The organism is Aliiroseovarius subalbicans, from assembly GCF_022678625.1.
GTDB lineage: Bacteria > Pseudomonadota > Alphaproteobacteria > Rhodobacterales > Rhodobacteraceae > Aliiroseovarius_A > Aliiroseovarius_A subalbicans.
Genome location: NZ_JALBYQ010000004.1, coordinates 209,812 through 229,631, shown reverse-complemented (window position 1 = coordinate 229,631; position 19,820 = coordinate 209,812). Strand labels below are relative to the sequence as shown.

The 19,820-nt window shown below is 64.3% G+C and carries 18 protein-coding genes; 11 read left to right on the top strand and 7 right to left on the bottom strand.

Annotation, left to right across the window (positions count from 1 at the left end; genetic code table 11):
* Positions 1 to 37 precede the first annotated feature (37 nt).
* The 6 genes from ileS to MN188_RS13810 all read right to left on the bottom strand — a co-directional run bounded on the left by ileS (position 38) and on the right by MN188_RS13810 (position 7,736).
* A complete protein-coding gene (ileS, locus tag MN188_RS13835) occupies positions 38 to 2,929 on the bottom strand; it encodes an isoleucine--tRNA ligase (protein WP_242109767.1) in 2,892 nt (963 codons plus the stop codon).
* Between the two features lie 173 nt (positions 2,930 to 3,102).
* Positions 3,103 to 3,588, bottom strand: a complete 486-nt coding sequence (locus MN188_RS13830; protein ID WP_242109766.1) for a DUF2269 family protein — start codon at positions 3,586 to 3,588, stop codon at positions 3,103 to 3,105.
* A complete protein-coding gene (locus MN188_RS13825; RefSeq protein ID WP_242109765.1) occupies positions 3,588 to 4,886 on the bottom strand; it encodes an SDR family oxidoreductase in 1,299 nt (432 codons plus the stop codon). The genes MN188_RS13830 and MN188_RS13825 overlap by 1 nt, the downstream gene beginning before the upstream one ends.
* On the bottom strand, positions 4,883 to 5,893 hold the full coding sequence (locus tag MN188_RS13820; RefSeq protein ID WP_242109764.1) for a YcjF family protein: 1,011 nt from the start codon (positions 5,891 to 5,893) through the stop codon (positions 4,883 to 4,885). Before MN188_RS13820 ends, MN188_RS13825 begins: the two co-directional genes overlap by 4 nt.
* Complete coding sequence (locus MN188_RS13815) at positions 5,890 to 6,324, bottom strand: GNAT family N-acetyltransferase (RefSeq protein ID WP_242109763.1); 435 nt, start codon at positions 6,322 to 6,324, stop codon at positions 5,890 to 5,892. The genes MN188_RS13820 and MN188_RS13815 overlap by 4 nt, the downstream gene beginning before the upstream one ends.
* Positions 6,321 to 7,736, bottom strand: a complete 1,416-nt coding sequence (locus tag MN188_RS13810) for a YcjX family GTP-binding protein (protein WP_242109762.1) — start codon at positions 7,734 to 7,736, stop codon at positions 6,321 to 6,323. The genes MN188_RS13815 and MN188_RS13810 overlap by 4 nt, the downstream gene beginning before the upstream one ends.
* 172 nt (positions 7,737 to 7,908) lie before the next feature.
* On the opposite strand from MN188_RS13810, the gene MN188_RS13805 reads away from it, so the two are divergent.
* Entirely contained in the window at positions 7,909 to 8,769 is an 861-nt protein-coding gene (locus MN188_RS13805; protein ID WP_242109761.1) for a branched-chain amino acid aminotransferase, read from the top strand.
* A gap of 65 nt (positions 8,770 to 8,834) precedes the next feature.
* Positions 8,835 to 9,290, top strand: coding sequence for a universal stress protein (locus MN188_RS13800; RefSeq protein WP_242109760.1), 456 nt, complete (start codon positions 8,835 to 8,837; stop codon positions 9,288 to 9,290).
* Positions 9,291 to 9,350: 60 nt separating this feature from the next.
* Here the strand turns inward: MN188_RS13800 and MN188_RS13795 are convergent, their stop codons facing one another.
* A complete protein-coding gene (locus MN188_RS13795) occupies positions 9,351 to 11,351 on the bottom strand; it encodes a DEAD/DEAH box helicase (RefSeq protein ID WP_242109759.1) in 2,001 nt (666 codons plus the stop codon).
* Between the two features lie 127 nt (positions 11,352 to 11,478).
* Between MN188_RS13795 and MN188_RS13790 the strand changes: the two genes are divergently transcribed.
* The 9 genes from MN188_RS13790 to MN188_RS13750 all read left to right on the top strand — a co-directional run bounded on the left by MN188_RS13790 (position 11,479) and on the right by MN188_RS13750 (position 19,776).
* Positions 11,479 to 12,036 (top strand): NifU family protein, encoded by a 558-nt coding sequence (locus tag MN188_RS13790; protein ID WP_242109758.1) that lies wholly within the window; start codon positions 11,479 to 11,481, stop codon positions 12,034 to 12,036.
* Positions 12,026 to 12,625, top strand: coding sequence for a tRNA (adenosine(37)-N6)-threonylcarbamoyltransferase complex dimerization subunit type 1 TsaB (gene tsaB, locus MN188_RS13785; protein ID WP_242109757.1), 600 nt, complete (start codon positions 12,026 to 12,028; stop codon positions 12,623 to 12,625). The genes MN188_RS13790 and tsaB overlap by 11 nt, the downstream gene beginning before the upstream one ends.
* On the top strand, positions 12,622 to 13,035 hold the full coding sequence (locus MN188_RS13780) for a GNAT family N-acetyltransferase (RefSeq protein ID WP_242109756.1): 414 nt from the start codon (positions 12,622 to 12,624) through the stop codon (positions 13,033 to 13,035). The genes tsaB and MN188_RS13780 overlap by 4 nt, the downstream gene beginning before the upstream one ends.
* Positions 13,036 to 13,231: 196 nt before the next feature.
* Entirely contained in the window at positions 13,232 to 14,221 is a 990-nt protein-coding gene (locus MN188_RS13775) for a BMP family lipoprotein (protein WP_242109755.1), read from the top strand.
* A gap of 10 nt (positions 14,222 to 14,231) precedes the next feature.
* Positions 14,232 to 15,803: an ABC transporter ATP-binding protein gene (locus MN188_RS13770; protein ID WP_242109754.1), complete on the top strand. Its 1,572-nt coding sequence runs from the start codon at positions 14,232 to 14,234 to the stop codon at positions 15,801 to 15,803.
* Entirely contained in the window at positions 15,803 to 16,900 is a 1,098-nt protein-coding gene (locus MN188_RS13765) for an ABC transporter permease (protein ID WP_242109752.1), read from the top strand. Before MN188_RS13770 ends, MN188_RS13765 begins: the two co-directional genes overlap by 1 nt.
* Positions 16,900 to 17,865, top strand: coding sequence for an ABC transporter permease (locus MN188_RS13760; protein WP_242109751.1), 966 nt, complete (start codon positions 16,900 to 16,902; stop codon positions 17,863 to 17,865). Before MN188_RS13765 ends, MN188_RS13760 begins: the two co-directional genes overlap by 1 nt.
* Before the next feature lie 233 nt (positions 17,866 to 18,098).
* Positions 18,099 to 19,013 (top strand): sulfite exporter TauE/SafE family protein, encoded by a 915-nt coding sequence (locus tag MN188_RS13755; protein WP_242109750.1) that lies wholly within the window; start codon positions 18,099 to 18,101, stop codon positions 19,011 to 19,013.
* 1 nt (position 19,014) lies between these two features.
* Complete coding sequence (locus tag MN188_RS13750; RefSeq protein WP_242109749.1) at positions 19,015 to 19,776, top strand: TIGR02186 family protein; 762 nt, start codon at positions 19,015 to 19,017, stop codon at positions 19,774 to 19,776.
* The last annotated feature ends 44 nt before the right edge of the window (positions 19,777 to 19,820 follow it).

The window sequence follows — 19,820 nt, the reverse complement described above, 5'->3', positions numbered from 1 at the left end:
TGAAGGCCGGGGCGCTCCGCTTCATGCTGAAAGCGTGTCAGTCCAGCGCGTCGTCACAACGGCCACAGGTGCCTGCATGGTCATGTGCGCCCACATCGGGCAGAATTTTCCAGCAGCGTTGGCACTTTTCGCCATGCGCAACCTCAAACACCACGCCGACGCCCTCGGTTTCCGGCAGGCGGAAGGCTTCGTTCGGCATCGGGTCATTGGTCAGGGCGACGCCCGAGGTGATGATCACATCCTCGAAATCGACCGAGTTCAGGTCGGCCAGAACATCCGTATCGCGCACATGCACGACCGGGGCGGCTTCAAGCGAGGCGCCGATCACCTTGTCGCGGCGCTGGATCTCCAACGCGGCGGTGACCACACGGCGCACGTTGCGGATGCCGGCCCATTTCGCCGCCAGCGGTTCGTCCAGCCAATCGGCCGGGGTCACCGGGAAATCGACCAGGTGGACCGAGCTGTCGTCACCCGGGAACCGCTCCAGCCAGACCTCTTCCATCGTGAAGACCAGAACCGGGGCCAGCCAGGTGGTCAGGCGGTGAAACAGGATGTCCAGAACTGTGCGCGCGGCACGGCGGTTCAGGCTGGCCTCCCCGTCGCAATACAGCGCGTCCTTGCGGATGTCGAAATAGAACGACGACAGATCCACGGTGGCGAAGTTGAACACCGCCTGGAACACGCCCTGGAAGTCAAACTTCGCGTATCCGTCGCGCACGACGTGATCCAGTTCCGCCAGACGGTGCAGCACCCAGCGCTCCAACTCGGGCATCTCGGCGATATCCACCTTTTCGCCGTCCGTAAACCCGTTCAGGTTGCCCAACAGGAACCGCATCGTGTTGCGCAGGCGGCGATAGCTATCGGCGGTGCCCTTCAGGATCTCCGGCCCGATGCGCTGATCGTTGGTGTAATCCGTCTGCGCCACCCACAGGCGCAGGATGTCTGCACCGTATTGCTTGACGATGGTTTCCGGCACGATGGTGTTGCCCAGAGATTTGGACATCTTCATGCCCTTTTCGTCCAAGGTAAAACCGTGGGTCACAACGTTGCGGTACGGCGCGCGGCCCTTGGTGCCGCAAGCCTGCAGCATCGACGAATGGAACCAGCCGCGGTGTTGGTCGGTGCCTTCCATATAGACGTCTGCGATTCCGTCCTCGGTCCCGTCCGCACGGTCGCGCAGCACGAAGGCGTGGGTCGACCCGCTATCGAACCACACGTCCAGCACGTCGAATATCTGCTCGTATTCGTCGGCATTGTAGTCGTTGCCCAAGAACCGTTCCTTGGCGCCGGCGACATACCAACTATCGGCGCCCTCGACTTCGAAGGCCTCGGCGATACGGGCGTTGACCGCCGGGTCGCGCAGCAGGAAATCGGGGTCATGCGGCATGACGCCTTTCTTGACGAAACAGGTCAGCGGAACACCCCAGGCGCGCTGGCGCGACAGAACCCAGTCGGGCCGCGCCTCGATCATCGAATACAACCGGTTGCGCCCGGTCTGCGGTGTCCAGTTCACCAACTTGTCGATGCTGGTCAGCGCGCGTTCGCGAATACTCGTGCCATGTTCGTCCTGACCATCCCCAACCGGCGTGTCGATCGCGACGAACCATTGCGGCGTGTTGCGATAGATCAGCGGCGCCTTCGAGCGCCACGAATGCGGATAGGAGTGCGTGAGCCGCCCGCGTGCCAACAGCGCGCCAACATCTGACAGCTTGTTGATCACCGCTGTGTTCGCGCCGCCTTCTTTGCCCTTATGGGTGATGATCAGCTCACCACCAAACAGCGGCAGGTCGGTGCGGAAGCTGCCGTCCTCAAGCACGTTGTGCGTCATCGGCAGCTTATATTTCAGGCCGATCTGGTAATCGTCGTCGCCGTGGCTGGGTGCCGTGTGCACAAACCCGGTGCCGGCGTCATCGGTCACGTGATCGCCGGGCAGCAGCGGCACGTCGTAGTCCCATTCGCCATTGTCAGCCGCCCCGCGCAACGGGTGGGCACAGGTGATACCCGCCAACTCCTCGGCCGACACCGCGCGCAGGGCGCGATACTCATCCACCCGCGCAGAGGCAAAAATACCCTCGGCCAGGGCGTCGGCCACGATCAGCTTGTCGCCTTTGCGCGCCCAGTTTTCCTCAGGCGCGTCGGTGATTTCGTAAAGTGAATAGGCGATTGTTTCGTTGTAGCAAACTGCCCGGTTCTGCGGGATGGTCCAGGGCGTTGTGGTCCAGATCACCACCGGCAGGCCCTTCAGGTCATCGGGGCCGGACACGACCGGGAACTTCACCCAGATCGTATGCGATTTGTGATCGTGATACTCCACCTCGGCCTCGGCCAGCGCGGTCTTTTCGACCGGCGACCACATCACGGGCTTTGACCCCTGATACAGCGTGCCATTCATCAGGAATTTCATGAATTCCTCGGCGATCACCCGTTCGGCGTGGAAGTCCATCGTCAGATAGGGGTCCGGCCAGTTCCCGGTGATCCCCAGACGCTTGAATTCCTCGCGCTGGATGTCGACCCATTTCTCCGCGAACCGGCGGCATTCCTGGCGGAAATCGACCACGTCGACCGCGTCCTTGTCCTGCCCTTTCTGGCGGTATTGCTCCTCGATCTTCCATTCGATCGGCAGGCCGTGGCAATCCCAGCCCGGCACATAGCGCGCGTCAAATCCCATCATCTGGTGCGAGCGCACGATCATGTCCTTGATCGTCTTGTTCAACCCGTGACCGATGTGCAGGTGGCCGTTGGCATAGGGTGGGCCGTCATGCAGCGTGAAGGGCGCGCGGCCCTCTTTTTCGCGCAGCCGGTCATAGACGCCGATCTTCTCCCACCGCTCCAGCCAGCCCGGCTCGCGCTTGGGCAGGCCTGCGCGCATCGGGAAATCGGTTTTCGGCAGGTTCAGCGTCTGTTTGTATTCGGGAGTGTCGGAGCACATAGGTCCGGTCCTTTTCAGGATGAATTCTGGGATGTTCGAAGGGGCGGCGCGGGGTCCATGCGCCTTGTCCCGGCGGCTCGTCTGATCAGAGCGCCGGGCCGGTAATTCGAATAATGATGGCGGCCATATGCATCATGTGGGCCTTATAGGCCGGGGCATTGGTGGCGTCCAGCCTATTGCCATGGCAGCGCGATGTCCGGGCGCGCCAGCATCAGCCAGACGATGCCCATGACGGCAAAGAAGGCCGGGAAGCCGCAGGCAAACCAGATGCGCCAGAGCTTGTGATAGACGGGCGGCAACGGGTCATCGTTCGCCGCCGCCACCCGCGCAATGTCGCGCAGGCGGATCTGGATCCAGACCACCGGCAGCCAGAACAGCCCTGTCACGACATAAAGCGCCAGGGAGAGCGCGATCCAACCCTCCGTCAGGCTCCAGCCCAGCCCCCAGGCCAACAGCGTGCCGGTGATCGGTTGCACGATCACGGCGGTGGCGGTGAACAGCGTATCCGCCAGCACCACACTGCCCGCCACGTGGGCAATCAGCGCGGGTTTTCCGGTGCGATGTGCCACCAACATGAAAAACGCGATGCCCGCGCCGGTACCCAGCAAAACCGCTGCCCCGATCACATGCAGCCAGCGCAGGATCAGCAGGACCTCCATCAGCGCGGCTCCAACAGCGGGCGGGCGACCAGCGCCAGCATCGCGGCAGGCAGGATTTTCACCAATGGGCCTAGCGGATCCAGCCACAAGGTGGGCGTGACCACGCTGGCTGAAATCAAATAGACCGCGCAGACGCCAGCCATCGCCAGCGTTGCGGGTCTCGCCCAACGCCGAACCAGGATTGCCAGGCCCAGCGCGATGTCCACGACCGCCCAAGAGGCGACCGAGACTTGTGCGCGCCCTGTCCCCCAGCCCTGATCCTGCAAAAGCTGCGCGGCCTCGCCCAGACGGGCCAGCCCGATCACGCCTGAGGCGATCCAGAACAGTGACAGCACCGCGACGACCACGGGCATAAGCAGCGCCATGCGCGCGGCCAAACGGTCCTCGGCCCGGGCGGGCATCGCGGCCAGCGTGTGCTTCAACGGGTGCGCCGGACGGCCCAATACGGCACGGGTCTGCATCGCGTCTCCGCCAACCCCAGCCTGCGTGACCCTCAGCGCCGTCGACCGCAAGGGCGACCGCCAGCCCAACCGGCCAAGCCCATCCGCGACCCAGCCCACCGGGCGGATCAGGGCAGCGGGCAGGCGCAGCGTCGCGCGGGCGGCGGGAAAACCGAGCCAGTTGCGGAACGCGGCCACCAGGTCCTGCAACCGGTGCGCCTCGTCCTCGACCAGATCAGCCTCGGTCCCCACTGGAATGTCGCCGGTCACCGCGCGCGCCACGGCGTCGCAAACATCCGCGATCGACACGGTCTGCAGCAGCGCGTCACCCATCGTCATCGGTTGCACCAGCGGCACGGCGGCCAACATGCGCATCAGCGCGGTGCCGCCGTATCCGTTTGGCGCCAGCACCAGCCCCGGCTTGAAAATCCACCACGCCGCGCCTGAATTGCGGATCGCCGCGTCGCCCTGCGCCTTGGAATCCATGAAAGCAGTCGCCGCGCCGGGATCCGCGCCCACCGCGCTGATCTGGATCAGGCCAACCCCCTGCGCCGTGCAGGCCGACGCCAACGCGGCGATCGCGTCGTTGTGGACCGTGGCCAGATCGTCCGCGCCATTGTCCTGCAAGGCGCCCGCGCAATTCACCACGTGGCTATGGTTGGTCACAACGCTGGCCCATGTCGCCGCATCGACCAGATCGCGCAGGTCGTGGAAAATCCAGTCGGCGTCGGGCAGCACACGGCGTGCGGTGGTGGCATTGCGCCCCAGGCAAATCACCTGATGCCCGCGCATGGTCAGGTCGCGCACCACATGCGCACCGATCATGCCATAGGCGCCGATGACCAGAACCCGGCTCACGTCCCGAACAGGCCCGTCAACGCGCGTTTCACCAGCCCGGTCACCGACGGGCGCGGTTTGCGGTGGAACGGCAGCGGGCGGCAGACCTCCATCGCCGCGACGCCCACGCGGGCGGTCAGCGCGCCGTTCACCACGCCTTCGCCGAACCGGCGGCTGAGCTTTGACAACACGCCGCCGCCTGCGAGCGATCCGATCATGTCGTCCCCCACCGCCACGGCGCCGGTGGCCACCAGATGGGTCATCACCGCGCGGGTCAGGCGCCAGCTTCCCAATGCGCCAGATCGGCCGCCGTAAATCTCGGCAATCCGCCGGATCATTCGGATGTTCGACGTCAGCGCGGTCGCCACATCGGCCAAGGCAATCGGCACGATGGCGGTCACCGTCGCGACCTGGCGCGCGGCGGCTTCGACCTCGCGCTGCGCGGCCTGATCCAGCGGCACCATCAGCTCGACCTCGGCCAGTTCGATCAGCGCTTCGGCCTCGAATTGTTCGTCCACACGTTCGCCCATACGCTCCAGACCCCATTTCAGCTCATCCCGCCCAGCGTAAAGCCGGGCAAGCTGCCGGGTCACGTCGCGCGCTTCGGGAAGCGAGCCATGCGCCAGCGCCGCCTCGGCCTTACGGTGCAGCCCATCGACCCGGCGCAACCGGGCAAAGGCGATCCATTCGCGCAGGGCCATGACCAGCATGACAGCGATGAAGGCGACGACCAACGCAAGCGCTGTGGCACCCAGAACCGGGTTGCGCGCGATCAGGCCGGTGACGAAATCATAGGCCGCGACCGAGGTCACGAAACCCACGATCGCCACCGCAAGCCCCCAGAACCAACGCCCGATCCGCCCGCCGCGGCGCGCGGTCAGGGTGGCGACGGTCTGCATCGCCTGGCCGGTCGGGGTGGGAAGATCCGGTTCCGGCACCGGCGGGGCAGTGGCCGGCGTGTCACCCGCCGGGGCGTCCAGTTCGATCAGGACAGGGCCTTTTGCGGGGCCTTTTGCGTCGTCGCTCATGGCGCTCTCCATTCATACCGGATGTCCGGCAGGTTCTCGTCGTTGCGCGCGCCGTCGGTGCGGGCGACCTCAGAAAAGCCTTCGCGCAGGTAAAACCGCTGTGCGCCCGCGTTGGCCTGAAAGGTGTAAAGCGCAAGCGCCCGGGTTTCGGCCTTGGCCCGGTCCAGCAGCGCCTTGCCCACGCCCTGCCCCCGCACGCCCGGCGCTAGGTAAAGCGCGTGGACCGCACCCCCGTCACGGGCCAGAAACCCGACCGGCACGCCACAGCGACGCGCCACGCTGGTCCAGCCCTTGTCGACCAGCATCCGCGCAAAGCCCTGTTCGTCAGCGCACGTATGAACGCGCGGCATCCACGGGGTTTCGTCGATCCACCCCGACAGGATGCGACCGATCTCGGGCGCGTCGGTCACACGGGCGGGTTCCACGATCACAGCCGGTCCCCGATCAGGAACTCGGCCGCCTTGTCGAGCCGGATGTGCGGCGGGCCTTCGCCCGGTTTCAGGCTGACCTCTGCCGGGGCAAAGCGCATCACCTGATAATCCGCGTCCAGCCAGCTTTCAGCCCCATCGCGGGCGGGCGACAGCAGGCGCGCTGGATCTTCTGGCAGATCGCCGGGATAGAAGGCCGCCGATTTGCCGCTGTCCAAAAGCGTGCCGCGCACGCAGTCCAGGCTTTTGCCCTTGTGGTCCAGTGTTTCTTCGACCGTGGTGCGCAGGGCGGCGATCGACATGGCGCCGGTGGTGGCGCCCGCGAAATCCGCACGATCACGCGCCTCGCGCAGCAGCGCCTCGGTGATCGCGGTCAGCTTGGCGTGCTGCGAATGGTGCAGGTGGTCGGCCTTGGTGGCGGCAAACAGGATGCGTTCGACCCGCCGCCCCATGAACAGCTGCGTCAGAAAGGCGTTGGTGCCGGGGCGAAACGCCTGCAGGATTTCCGCCATCGCGCGGCGCAGGTCGTCCAGCGCAGCGGGGCCGGCATTGATCGCACCCAGCACGTCGACCAGCACAACCTGGCGGTCGATCCGCGCGAAATAGTCGCGAAAGAACGGCTTCACCACGCGCGATTTATAGGCCTCAAAGCGGCGCTCCATCTCGCGGTACAGGCTGCCGCGTGGGCTGCGGGCGGGTTTCGGCAGGGGCGCGAAGGTCAGCGCGGGCGACCCGGCCATGTCACCGGGCAGCAGGAACCGCCCCGGTGTGCAATCCGAAAACCCGGCCTTGCGCGCCGCCTGCAGATACCCGGCATAGCTTTCGGCCAGCGCCTTCGCCGCGGGTTCGTCCAACCGCGCCTCTCCATCCGCATGATCGGCGGCGGACAGATATTCAGCCGCCTGCGCCCGCGCGGTGATCCGCGACAGGGTTTCGGCCGACCAATCGGCATAGGACAGGTCCAGAAGCGCCAGATCCAACAGCCATTCACCGGGATAGTCCACGATATCCAGATGCACCGTGCGCGGGCCGCGCAGGCCGGACAAAATCCCGCCCAGTTGCACCCGGAACGACAGGCGAAGCTCGCTTACCGCGCGCGTGCCGTCGGGCCAGCGCGGGGTCGGCCCGGTCATCGCGGCCAGATGCGCCTCATAGTCAAATCGCGGTACGGTATCATCCGGTTGCGGCTGCAAGAATGCGGTTTGGATGCGACCATCGGCGGCGGCGACCAGTTGCGGCATCCGCCCCCGGTCCATCAGGTTCGCCACCAGCGAGGTGATGAACACGGTCTTGCCCGCGCGCGACAGCCCGGTCACGCCCAGCCGGATCACCGGCTCGAACAACGCCTCATGCGTCGCGTCCCCCGCCGCCTCGATCTGGCGGGTGATGCTGTCGGCAATATCGCCCAACCCCAATGGAATGCTCCTTCTTCGCTTGGGGAAAACATAGGCATTCCCATGCCCATGTTCCAGCGTTCCGAACGGGGAGAGCACTGCGACATCTCCCCCTGCCCGCACCTTGCCCCGGTAAAAGGTCTGGACACCTGACCTTTCCCTGCTACTCTGCGCCCCTGAAGGAGGACCCGACATGGCATTCGGCACCAATATCCGCACCTATTTCAACGGCACCTGGCACGAAGGCGACGTACCCGTGATGGGCGCGGCCGACCACGGGTCCTGGCTGGGCACCACCGTTTTCGACGGCGCGCGGTATTTTGAAGGCATCCACCCCGATCTGGACGCCCATTGCGGCCGCGTGAACCGCTCGGCGCAAGCATTGATGATCACGCCCACGGTGACCACTGAGGACATGATCGACATCGTGCGCGAGGGGCTGAAGGCCTATGCCAAGGACCAGTCGGTCTATATCCGCCCGATGTACTGGGCGCTGGAAGGCGGCGATCTGGGCATCGTGCCGGAACCTGACGCGACCGGCTTTGCGATCTCGCTGGAACAGGTGGCGATGGCGCCGCAGGATGCATCAACCACGCTGACGCGCACCCGGTTCCGCCGCCCGGTGTTGGAGGACGCGGTGGTCGACGCCAAGGCCGGCTGCCTTTACCCCAACAACGCGCGGATGCTGGCCGAGGCCCGCGACAAGGGCTTCGGCAACGCGCTGGTGGCCGATGCGATCGGCAATGTCGCCGAAAGCGCCTCGGCCAACGTGTTCATGGTGCGTGACGGAGAGGTGTTTACCCCCGTCGCCAACGGCACCTTCCTGTCCGGCATCACCCGCGCGCGCCACATCAACAATCTGGCCGCCGAGGGCATCAAGGTGCACGAAACCGTGCTGACCTTCGACGATTTCCACGCCGCCGATGAGGTGTTCCTGTCCGGCAACATGTCCAAGGTCACCCCGGTGACCGAATTCGACGGCACCATGTACCAATCCGGCCCGGTGACCCGCAAAGTGCGTGAACTTTACTGGGATTGGGCCCACAGCGCCTGACGCATTTGCCAACTTGCGCGGCTGGCGCCCTTGGTCCATCATTCCCGCACAGACAGGGGACGAATATGCGTAAATTTCTCGTGGTGCTGGATGACAGCCATGAATGCCTGAACGCGATGCGGTTCGCCGCGATGCGGGCCGCAAATACCGGTGGTGGCGTGACCGTCTTGTCGGTGATCCCGCCGGACGAATTCAACCACTGGATCGGCGTTGGCAACATCATGCGTGAAGAGGCCCGCGAACGGATCGAAGTGCATTTCGAAGTGTTCGCCAAATGGATGCGTGACCGTCAGGAAATTGACCCCGAACTGGTGATCCGCGAAGGCGAGGTGGTGCCGGAAATCCTGGCCCATGTGCGCGAAGACAATGATATTGGCGTGCTGGTCCTGGGCGCGGGCGAAGGCAAGTCTGGCCCCGGCCCGCTGGTAACGCAACTGACACGGTCTTCGTCTGATCTGCCGATCCCGATCACCATTGTGCCCGGCCAGATGTCCAAGGACCGGCTGGAAGCGGTGACCTGACACCGGCAGCACCCCCCGCCGTCCCCGGGGCGGGTGGGGGGGCGGTGTGCCAGGAACGGCTTACTTGGTCCGTTTGGGTGCAGCGTTGCCGCCCTTACCCTTTGCCAGAGCCTTCTTCGCAGCGGCCCGTGCGCGGTTCTTCTTCGACGACGATTTGCCCTTGGGCGGCGGCGGGCCTTTCGAGGTCCCGGTCGGTTTTCCCGCTGGTTTTCCCGCTGGTTTGCCCGCAGGCTTCCCCACCGGCTTGCCAACAGGTTTGTGACGCGGTTTGCGCTCGCTCACAGCGCCTTCGTGGCGGTCTTCGCGCGGGGCGCGGGGCTTCGCTGCGCCGCCTTTCGGCACGCCCTTGGGTTTTTTCGACCGCGGCGCGGGTGCGTCATCCCAATCGACCCGCTTCGTCGTGCCGGTCGGTTTTCCCTTGTAGTCAGGCTTGCCTTTATAGGGCGCCTTGCCCTTGAACGGGGGCTTGCCAGTCGGCTTGCCCCCGGACAGAACCGGCGGTTTCTCCAGACGGGTCAACACCGCGCCCTCTTCGATCTCCATCCGGCCATTCAACGCCTTGAGGAACCCGTCCACGGCGCGTTCGGCGATTTCGACGAAGGTTTCGCTCTGTTGGATGCGGATCGCGCCGACCTCATCCTTGGTGATGTTGCCCGCTTTGCACAGCATCGGCAGCATCCGGCGCGGCTCGGCCCCCGCCGCGCGTCCGCCGGACACCGAGAACCAGACGCTGGGCCCAAACTCGCGGCGCGGTTCGGGCTTGGTGTTCACCGCACCCAATTCTTCGGGCGCGGAATGTTGCGCGCGATACAGGCGCAGGAAGGCGGCGGCGATTTGTTCGGGTTGGAACTGCTCCAACAGCGACGCAACTGGTCCGGCTTCGCCTTCGCTGACCGGGTCGACCCAGGCCGGGTCGGCCAGCATGCGTTCGGCGTCGCGCTCCAGAACCGCCTCGGCCGAGGGCGCCTGAACCCATTCGGCCTGCACCTTGGCAAATTTCAAAATGCGCTGCGCTTTTTTGTAAGCGGCGGGCGGCACGATCAGTGCGCTGACCCCCTTGCGCCCGGCGCGTCCCGTACGGCCCGAGCGGTGCAGCAGCGTTTCGTGATTCGACGGAAGTTCCGCGTGGATCACCAGATCCAGCTTCGGAAGGTCGATGCCGCGTGCGGCCACATCGGTGGCGACGCAAATCTGCGCCCGCCCGTCGCGCATCGCCTGCAGCGCGTTGGTGCGTTCGCCCTGGGTCAGCTCACCCGACAGCGACACCACGTTCAGCCCCCGGTTCGACAGGCGCGTGGTCAGACGCGCAACCATGGCGCGGGTGTTAGCGAACACCAGCGCGTTGGGCGCTTCGTAGTACCGCAGCACGTTGATGATCGCGTTTTCACCGTCGCGCGGCGTCACGCTCATCGCCTTGTATTCGATATCGGTGTGCTGGCTTTTCTCGGCAACGGTGGTCACGCGCACGCTGTCGCGCTGATAACCTTTCGCAAGCTTCGCAATCGCCGGCGGCACGGTGGCCGAAAACAGAAGGGTGCGGCGATCTTCGGGCGCTTCGCCCAGGATGAACTCCAGATCTTCGCGAAAGCCCAGGTCCAGCATCTCGTCAGCTTCGTCCAGCACCACGGCGCGCAGCGCGCTCAGGTCAATCGCCCCGCGCATGATGTGATCGCGCAGCCGCCCCGGCGTGGCCACGACAATATGCGCCCCCCGTGCCAGCGCCCGGCGTTCGTCGCGGCTGTCCATGCCGCCCACGCAGGATGCAAGGAACGCGCCCGCTTCGCCATAAAGCCAGGTCAGCTCGCGCCGCACCTGCATCGCCAACTCCCGTGTGGGCGCAATGACAAGGCCCAGCGGCGCCCCGGCGCTTTCGAACCGCTCACCGTCGCCCAACAGCGTCGGCGCGATTGCCAGGCCAAAGGCCACGGTCTTGCCTGATCCGGTCTGGGCGGACACCAACAGGTCGGACTCAGACAGGTCGGGCGCGTTCACGGCCTCCTGTACCTGGGTCAGCGTGTCATATCCGCGCTTCTTCAGCGCATCGGCAAGGGCTTGTTTCACGGGATCGGCTTTCGAATAAGGGGGCAATCGGGCGCACCTATAGCGTTCAGGCAGCTTTGTATAGGGTCAACCTTGACTCACCTGCCGCCCGCGCGCATATGAATACCCAACAGAAAAGGTAAGCCATATGTTCATCCAGACGGAAAGCACCCCGAACCCCGCGACGCTGAAATTCCTGCCCGGCCAGGCCGTGCTGGAAGCGGGCACTGCCGACTTCCCGACCCCGGACGCGGCGGGCAAATCGCCGCTGGCACAGCGCATCTTCGCCGTCACCGGCGTGGCGGGCGTGTTCTTTGGCACCGATTTCGTCACCGTGACCAAGGGTGAGGCGGTCGATTGGGACCACATCAAACCCGCGATCCTGGGCGCGATCATGGAGCATTACCAATCCGGCCAGCCGGTGATGGAGGGCGCGGCCGCTGCAGCTCACGCCGAACACCACGGTGAAGATGGCGAGATCGTCAGCCAGATCAAGGAACTCCTGGACACCCGTGTGCGCCCCGCCGTGGCGCAGGACGGTGGCGACATCACCTTCCACGGGTTCGAACGCGGCATCGTATACCTGCACATGCAGGGCGCCTGCGCGGGTTGCCCGTCGTCGACCCTGACACTGAAGATGGGGATCGAGAACCTGCTGAAGCACTACATCCCCGAGGTGGTCGAGGTGCGCCCTGTTGCGGCCTGACCCCCTGATCCTGGCATTTGACACATCGGCCGCGCATTGCGCGGCCGCTTTGCTATCGGGTGACCGGGTGATCGTGAACCGGCACGAGGACATGGGCCGCGGCCAGGCCGAGCGCCTGATGCCGCTGCTGGAGGAGGTGCTGGCCGAAGGTGGCGCCACCTGGCGGGACCTTGCCGCGATCGGCGTCGGTATCGGGCCCGGCAATTTCACCGGCATCCGCATTTCCGTCGCCGCCGCGCGGGGGCTGGCGCTGTCGCTGGGCGTGCCTGCCGTGGGTGTCTCGACGCTTGAGGCGCAGGCCCACGGCCAGACGCGCCCGGTCTGGTCACTGGTCGATGCGCGCCGCGACCACCTCTATGCTCAGCATCTGGGGATCGATCCGGCCCCTGCCGTGATCCCCGCCTCTGACGCCGCCGATTTGTCGCCCGTAATTGGCCCGCATGCCAACACCGCGCTGCCCTCGGCGATTGCAAGGATCGCGGCCGCGCGCCTGGCGCAAGGCGGTGACATCCCGCGCCCCGCGCCGCTTTACGTGCGCGCCGCCGACGCCGCCCCGCCGCGTGACCCGGCACCGGTGATCCTGCCGTGACGCCTTCGGATCTGGCCCGGATCCACGCCGCCGCCTTTGCCGACCAGCGCCCTTGGTCCGCCGCCGAATTCACCACCCTCCTGGACAGCCCCCACATCTTCGCCGTGACCAACCCGGCCGGTTTTGCCCTGGGCCGCGTGGTGCTGGACGAGGTCGAACTGCTGACCATTGCCACCCTGCCCAAGGGCCGCCGCAAGGGCATCGCACGCGGCCTGCTGGCGGAATTCGAAGCTGCGGCCCTTCGGCGCGGGGCCACCTGCGCGTATCTCGAGGTCGCCGCGGACAACACCCCGGCGCGGGCGCTCTATGGTGCCGCAGGGTACGTCGAAACCGGGCGACGCGACGCGTATTACCAGCGCGAAAGCGCCCCGGCGGTGGACGCGGTGATGATGGCCAAAACACTGACCTAGCGGCAAGTTCGCGCACCAGTTGCGCGATCACGCCGAAATCTGACGTTATTTGACCCTTCGGTCAAAACTTAACTTGACCACACCCTTGCCCTGCGCCCTAAATTGACGATGATCCTATGCAGCGATCTGCTCGCAAATGGGGGAATCGGCGGCAAACGTCCACGCCCCCACGTAAAAAACTATTGGGAGACGACACATGACCCTCATGCACAAATTCCTCGGCGCGGCCGCGACCGTGGCCCTGACCGCGGGCGCCGCGCTGGCCGACCCGGCGATCATTTTCGACCTTGGCGGCAAATTTGACAAATCCTTCAACGAAGCCGCCTATGGCGGCGCGAACCGTTGGGCAGAAGAAACCGGCGGCAAGTTCCAGGAATTCGAACTGCAGAATGAAGCCCAGCGTGAGCAGGCCCTGCGTCGTCTGGCCGAAGCCGGCTCAAACCCGATCGTCATGACCGGTTTTGCCTTCGGCTCGACCCTTGAACAGGTCGCTCCCGACTACCCGGACACCAAGTTCGCCATCGTCGACATGGTCGTTGACGCGCCGAACGTCTCCTCGGTCGTATTCACCGAGCACGAAGGCTCGTACCTGGTAGGCGTGATGGCCGCGATGGCGTCGAAATCCGGCATCGTCGGCTTCGTCGGCGGCATGGACATTCCGCTGATCCGCCGCTTTGCCTGTGGCTATGTCCAGGGCGTGAAAGCGCAGAACCCGGATGCCACCGTGATCCAGAACATGACCGGCACCACCCCCGCCGCCTGGAACGACCAGGTGAAGGGCGCCGAGCTGACCAAGGCACAGCAGAGCCAGGGCGCGGACGTCGTGTATCACGCCGCGGGCGGCACCGGCATCGGTGTTCTGCAGGCTGCAACCGACCTGGGCATTCTGGGCATCGGCGTGGACAGCAACCAGAACCACATGCACCCCGGTTCGGTCCTGACCTCGATGACCAAGCGCGTGGACAACGCCGTCTATGAAGCCTTCTCGGCTGGCATGGAGATGGAAGCCGGCATCAAGGTCATGAACCTGGCCGCCGGTGGCGTGGGCTACGCGATGGACGAGCACAACGCAGCGCTGGTCTCGGATGACATGAAAGCGGCCGTGGAAGCGGCGGCTGCTGGCATCATTGCCGGTGACATCATGGTCCACGACTACATGTCCGACGACAGCTGCCCGGTCGAATAAGGGCACGTTGATGAACGTCGAAAACACACAGGGGCAACCGGAAACGGTTGCCCCGGCTATCGAACTTCGCGGCATCTCGAAGGCCTTTGGTCCGGTGCAGGCGAACAAGGACATCTCGATCCGGGTCATGCCCGGGACGATTCACGGGATCATCGGCGAAAACGGCGCCGGGAAATCCACTCTGATGTCCATTCTCTATGGGTTCTACAAGGCCGATGCGGGCACGATCCTCATCAATGGTCAGGAAACCCAGATCCCCGACAGCCAGGCCGCCATTGCCGCCGGTATCGGGATGGTGTTCCAGCACTTCAAACTGGTCGAAAACTTCTCGGTTCTGGAAAACGTCGTGCTGGGCGCGGAAGAGGGCGAAATGCTGCGCCCGTCGCTGGCCAAGGCGCGCAAATTGTTGAAAGAACTGGCAGACGAATACGAACTCCACGTCGATCCCGACAAGTTGGTCGAAGATCTGGGCGTGGGCATGCAGCAGCGTGTCGAAATCCTCAAGGCGCTGTATCGCCAGGCCGATATCCTGATCCTGGACGAACCCACCGGGGTTCTGACGCCAGCCGAGGCGGACCATCTGTTCCGCATCCTCGAAGGCCTGCGCGCCCAGGGCAAGACGATCATCCTGATCACGCACAAACTGCGCGAGATCATGGAAATCACCGACACCGTCAGCGTGATGCGCCGCGGGGAAATGACCGCGACGGTCAAGACCAAGGACACCAACGTCGAGGAGCTGGCCGAGTTGATGGTTGGCCGCAAGGTGCTCTTGCGCGTCGACAAGAAACCCGCGACGCCGGGCGACACCGTGCTGGAGGTGAAAGACCTGCGCATGGTCGACGACCACGGGGTCGAGCGGCTCAAGGGCATCGACCTGCACGTCAAGGCGGGTGAAATCCTGGGCATCGCCGGTGTGTCCGGCAACGGCCAGTCCGAACTTTTGAAAGTGCTTGGCGGCTTTGCCAACGGCACCGGCGAAATTCGCATCAACGACGACCCGATCGACCTGACCGGCAAGCATTCCGACGGGCGTTCACGCCGCGAGCGCGGCATCTCGCATGTGCCCGAAGATCGCCAGCACCTAGGCCTGATCATGGACTTCACCGCCTGGGAGAACCTGGCGTTCGGCTATCACCACGCGCCGGAATACCAGAAGAACAAGCTTCTGATGGACAACGCGGGCATGATCGAAACCGCGCAGGGGGAAATGGACCGCTTTGACGTGCGCCCCCCGAACCCAATGCTGTCGGCCAAGAACTTTTCCGGCGGCAACCAGCAGAAAATCGTGCTGGCGCGTGAGATCGAGCGAAATCCTGACCTACTTCTGGTCGGTCAGCCAACCCGCGGCGTGGACATTGGCGCGATCGAGTTCATTCACCAGCGCATCATCGACCTGCGCGACCAGGGCAAGGCGATCCTGCTGGTCTCGGTCGAGCTTGAGGAAATCCTGTCTATGTCCGACCGCATCGCCGTCATGTTCGACGGGCACATCATGGGCGAACGCCTGCCCGCCGAAACCGACGAAAAAGAGCTGGGCCTGTTGATGGCCGGCGTCACTGATACGAAAGGGGCTGCGTGATGGAAAAAATGCCACGCTGGGCCGACGTTGCCCTGATCCCGATCCTGAACCTGATTATCGCCTTTGCCCTGTCCGCCCTGGTGATCCTGGCCATTGGCGAGGATCCGGTCGCGGCGGTCAAGATGATGGTCACGGGCGCCTTGGGGTCGACCTATGGCTGGGGCTATACGCTTTATTACACCACGAATTTCATCTTCACCGGGCTGGCCGTGTCGATCGCGTTCCAGGCCGCGATGTTCAACATCGGCGGCGAAGGTCAAGCCGCGATGGGTGGGCTGGGGGTGGCGCTTGTCTGCCTTTATATCCCCTTTCCACACTGGGCTTTGGCGCTTGTGTTCGCGATGGCGGGTGGGGCGCTGTTCGGCGCCTTTTGGGCGGCAATCCCAGCCTACCTGCAAGCCAAGCGTGGCAGCCACATCGTGATCACCACGATCATGTTCAACTTCATCGCCGCCTCGCTTTTGAACTACCTTCTGGTCAATGTGCTGCGTCCGCAGGGGTCGATGGACCCGGCATCGGCCCGTTTCCCCGAGCCGACCCGGCTGCCCACTTTCCAGGACATGTTCTCAACCGCCGAGAACGTGATGTTCCGCGGAACGCCCGCGAACGTGACCTTCTTCATCGCGCTTCTTGCCTGTGTCGGGGTCTATTTCCTGATGTGGCGGTCGCGCTTGGGCTATGAAATCCGCGCCTTCGGCAAGAACCCGGCGGCGTCGATCTATGCCGGCATTTCGCCCTTCAAACTGACGATGATCGCCATGCTGATCTCGGGTGGTCTTTCGGGCATGATGTCGATCAACAACACGATGGGTGAAAGCGAACGCCTGATCATGAACTCGGTCGAAGGCGCAGGGTTCATCGGCATCGCTGTGGCGCTGATGGGTCGCAACCACCCGTTCGGCGTGCTGCTGGCGGCCTTCCTGTTCGGATTTCTTTATCAGGGCGGTGGCGAATTGGCGCTGTGGACCAAGATCCCGCGTGAACTGATCACCGTGATCCAGGCCTTCGTGATCATGTTTACCGGCGCGCTGGACAACATGGTCCGCATGCCGGTGGAACGCATGTTCATACGCGCGGCAAAACGGAGGGAAGGCTGATGGATTTCCTGACCATCCTGCAAATCATGGACAGCGCCGTGCGCCTTGCCACGCCGCTACTTCTGGCCTGTCTGGCCGGGCTGTTCTCCGAACGCGCCGGCATTTTCGACATCGGGCTTGAGGGCAAGATCCTCGCCTCGGCTTTCTTCTCGGCGGGCGTTGCGGCGCTGACCGGGTCGGTCTGGCTGGGTCTTCTGGCCGGTGTCGGCGCGTCCATGGTGTTCTCGGCGATCCACGGCCTGGCCTCGATCACCTTCCAGGGCAATCAGCTGATTTCCGGCGTGGCGCTGAACTTCTTCGCCTCGGGCATCACCGTTCTTGTGGGCGAGGCGTGGTTCTCGCTGGGCGGACGCACCCCGTCTCTGTCGGGCGGCGAGCGGTTTTCACCGATTGAACTACCGCTGTCGGAAACGATTATGCCGGTGCCGGTCGCAGGGCCGCTGTATCATGACCTGATATCGGGCCACACCTTCCTAGTTTACATCGCGCTGATCGCCGTGCCTGCCAGCTGGTTCCTGCTCTATCGCACCCGGTTCGGGTTGCGTCTGCGCGCGGTTGGGGAAAACCCGGCGGCGGTGGACACGGCCGGGGTCTCGGTGATCAAGCTACGCTATGCCGCGATGGTGATCGCGGGCGTGCTGTGCGGCCTGGCGGGCGTTTACCTTGCCACTGGTCTGGCGGCGGGATTCGTCAAAGAGATGAGCGCGGGACGCGGTTATATCGCGCTCGCGGCCCTGATCTTTGCCAAGTGGCGACCCTGGCACGCGCTGGGGGCGACGATGCTGTTCGGCCTGTTGGAGGCCATCGCCAACCGCTATCAAAGCATCGACTTGGGCGGGATCGTCATCCCGGTGCAGTTCATGCAGGCGCTGCCCTATATCCTGACGGTGCTGATTCTGGCCGGGTTCGGTGGCAAGGCCATCGGACCCCGCGCTGGCGGTGTGCCCTACGTCAAGGAACGCTGAACCTACGCGCGACCGGGTCATTGCGCCCGGTCGCCGCAAGAAAGGTGATTCTCAACACCCCGCGCACGCCCAACTTTGCGTCCCAGGACGGCTTGCTGATCTAATAATTGCTGCGAAAGCGGGGCCGCCGACACTTATTACGTGACACACCGCTCCGATTTGTCGCACTAATGAAGTGTCAGTTTGCCGCAGGGGCACTGGACACATTCAAGTTCTTGCACCAGTAGTTGAACATGCAAATCTACCTTCCCATTGCCGAGGTCTCGGTAAACGCGTTCCTGCTTCTGGGTCTCGGCGGTATCGTCGGCATCCTGTCGGGCATGTTTGGCGTTGGCGGAGGGTTCCTGATGACGCCCCTGCTGTTCTTCATCGGCATCCCGCCCGCCGTGGCCGTCGCCACCGAAGCGAACCAGATCGTCGCCTCGTCTTTCTCAGGCGTGCTGGCGCATTTCAAGCGCAAGACGGTGGATCTGAGGATGGGTCTGGTGCTGCTTGTCGGCGGTCTGATCGGCGCCGCACTTGGCGTGCAGCTGTTCAACTACCTCAAGGCGATGGGTCAGGTCGATCTTCTGGTCAAACTGTCCTATGTGATCTTCCTGGGCATCATCGGCGGGCTGATGTTCCTGGAAAGCCTGCGCGCGATCATGAAGACACGCGGCGGCGCGCCGGTGTCGACGCGGCGCAAGCACACCTGGGTGCACAACCTGCCCTTCAAGATGAAATTCCGCACCTCGGGGCTGTATATCTCGGTCATCCCGCCGATCATTGTCGGCGTGCTGGTCGGCATCCTGGCCGCGATCATGGGCGTCGGTGGTGGCTTCATCATGGTGCCCGCGATGATTTATCTGCTGGGCATGCCGACCAAGGTGGTCGTGGGTACGTCGCTGTTCCAGATCATCTTTGTCACCGCCTTCACCACGCTTCTGCACGCCACCACGAACTTCACCGTGGACATGGGGCTTGCCGTCCTTCTGCTGATCGGCGGCGTCATTGGCGCCCAGATCGGCGCGCGGATCGGAGTCAAGTTGAAGGCCGAACAACTGCGCATTCTCCTGGCCATCATGGTGCTGGCGGTCTGTGGCAAGCTGGCGCTGGACCTGCTCTTGATGCCGTCGGAGCTCTATGAACTTGGCGCGGGGGGGCATTGATATGATCCGCCTCGCGCTTGCTCTTCTCATGCTGATGATCCTTCCCGCACGTGGCGAACAGGTTGTCGCCGGCCTCAGCCAGAACCGCGTGTCAATCACCGCCACCTTCGTCGGCTCCGAAATCCTGATCTTCGGCGCGGTGAAGCGTGACGCCCCCGCGCCTGTGGGCGAACCGCTTGAGGTCGTCGTCGTGGTCGAAGGCCCGTCGCACCCGGTCACCGTGCGCCGCAAGGCTAAGCGCTGGGGCATCTGGGTGAACACCGACGCCGTTCTTGTGGATTCGGCCCCGTCCTTCTATGCCGTGGCCACGTCGAACACGCTGGCGAACTCGATCAGCGAGATCGACGACCTGCGCCACCACATTTCCATCCCCCAGGCGATCCGCCTGGTCGGCGAGGCCCAGGAAGGGTTGAACCCACGCGACTTTGCCGAGGCCGTGGTACGCATCCGTGGTGACGCGGGGCTTTACAAAGTTGAAGAAAACGCGGTGAAACTGGCGCAGGACACCCTGTTCGACACCCGCATCCTGTTGCCAGCCAACCTGACCGAGGGCGAATACCGCACCCGCATCTACCTGACCCGCGGCGGCTATGTCGCGTCGCAATACGAAACGATCATCAACGTGCAAAAGGTCGGGCTTGAGCGCTGGATCTTCAACCTCGCGCATGAACGCCCGTTGGTTTATGGCATCCTGTCACTCGTCATCGCCATCGCGGCGGGCTGGGGCGCATCCGCGGCCTTCCGGTTGATCCTGCGCACCTGACACAGGCTTTGCGCCCTTGTGACCGGAGTTGTTTTCAAAAACTC

Bases quoted from the DNA above. Each gene is read 5' to 3' on its own strand.
- ileS (WP_242109767.1), bottom strand. From the start codon at position 2,929: ATGTGCTCCGACACTCCCGAATACAAACAGACGCTGAACCTGCCGAAA.
- MN188_RS13830 (WP_242109766.1), bottom strand. From the start codon at position 3,588: ATGGAGGTCCTGCTGATCCTGCGCTGGCTGCATGTGATCGGGGCAGCG.
- MN188_RS13820 (WP_242109764.1), bottom strand. From the start codon at position 5,893: ATGAGCGACGACGCAAAAGGCCCCGCAAAAGGCCCTGTCCTGATCGAA.
- MN188_RS13805 (WP_242109761.1), top strand. From the start codon at position 7,909: ATGGCATTCGGCACCAATATCCGCACCTATTTCAACGGCACCTGGCAC.
- MN188_RS13800 (WP_242109760.1), top strand. From the start codon at position 8,835: ATGCGTAAATTTCTCGTGGTGCTGGATGACAGCCATGAATGCCTGAAC.
- MN188_RS13790 (WP_242109758.1), top strand. From the start codon at position 11,479: ATGTTCATCCAGACGGAAAGCACCCCGAACCCCGCGACGCTGAAATTC.
- MN188_RS13775 (WP_242109755.1), top strand. From the start codon at position 13,232: ATGACCCTCATGCACAAATTCCTCGGCGCGGCCGCGACCGTGGCCCTG.
- MN188_RS13770 (WP_242109754.1), top strand. From the start codon at position 14,232: ATGAACGTCGAAAACACACAGGGGCAACCGGAAACGGTTGCCCCGGCT.
- MN188_RS13765 (WP_242109752.1), top strand. From the start codon at position 15,803: ATGGAAAAAATGCCACGCTGGGCCGACGTTGCCCTGATCCCGATCCTG.
- MN188_RS13760 (WP_242109751.1), top strand. From the start codon at position 16,900: ATGGATTTCCTGACCATCCTGCAAATCATGGACAGCGCCGTGCGCCTT.
- MN188_RS13755 (WP_242109750.1), top strand. From the start codon at position 18,099: ATGCAAATCTACCTTCCCATTGCCGAGGTCTCGGTAAACGCGTTCCTG.
- MN188_RS13750 (WP_242109749.1), top strand. From the start codon at position 19,015: ATGATCCGCCTCGCGCTTGCTCTTCTCATGCTGATGATCCTTCCCGCA.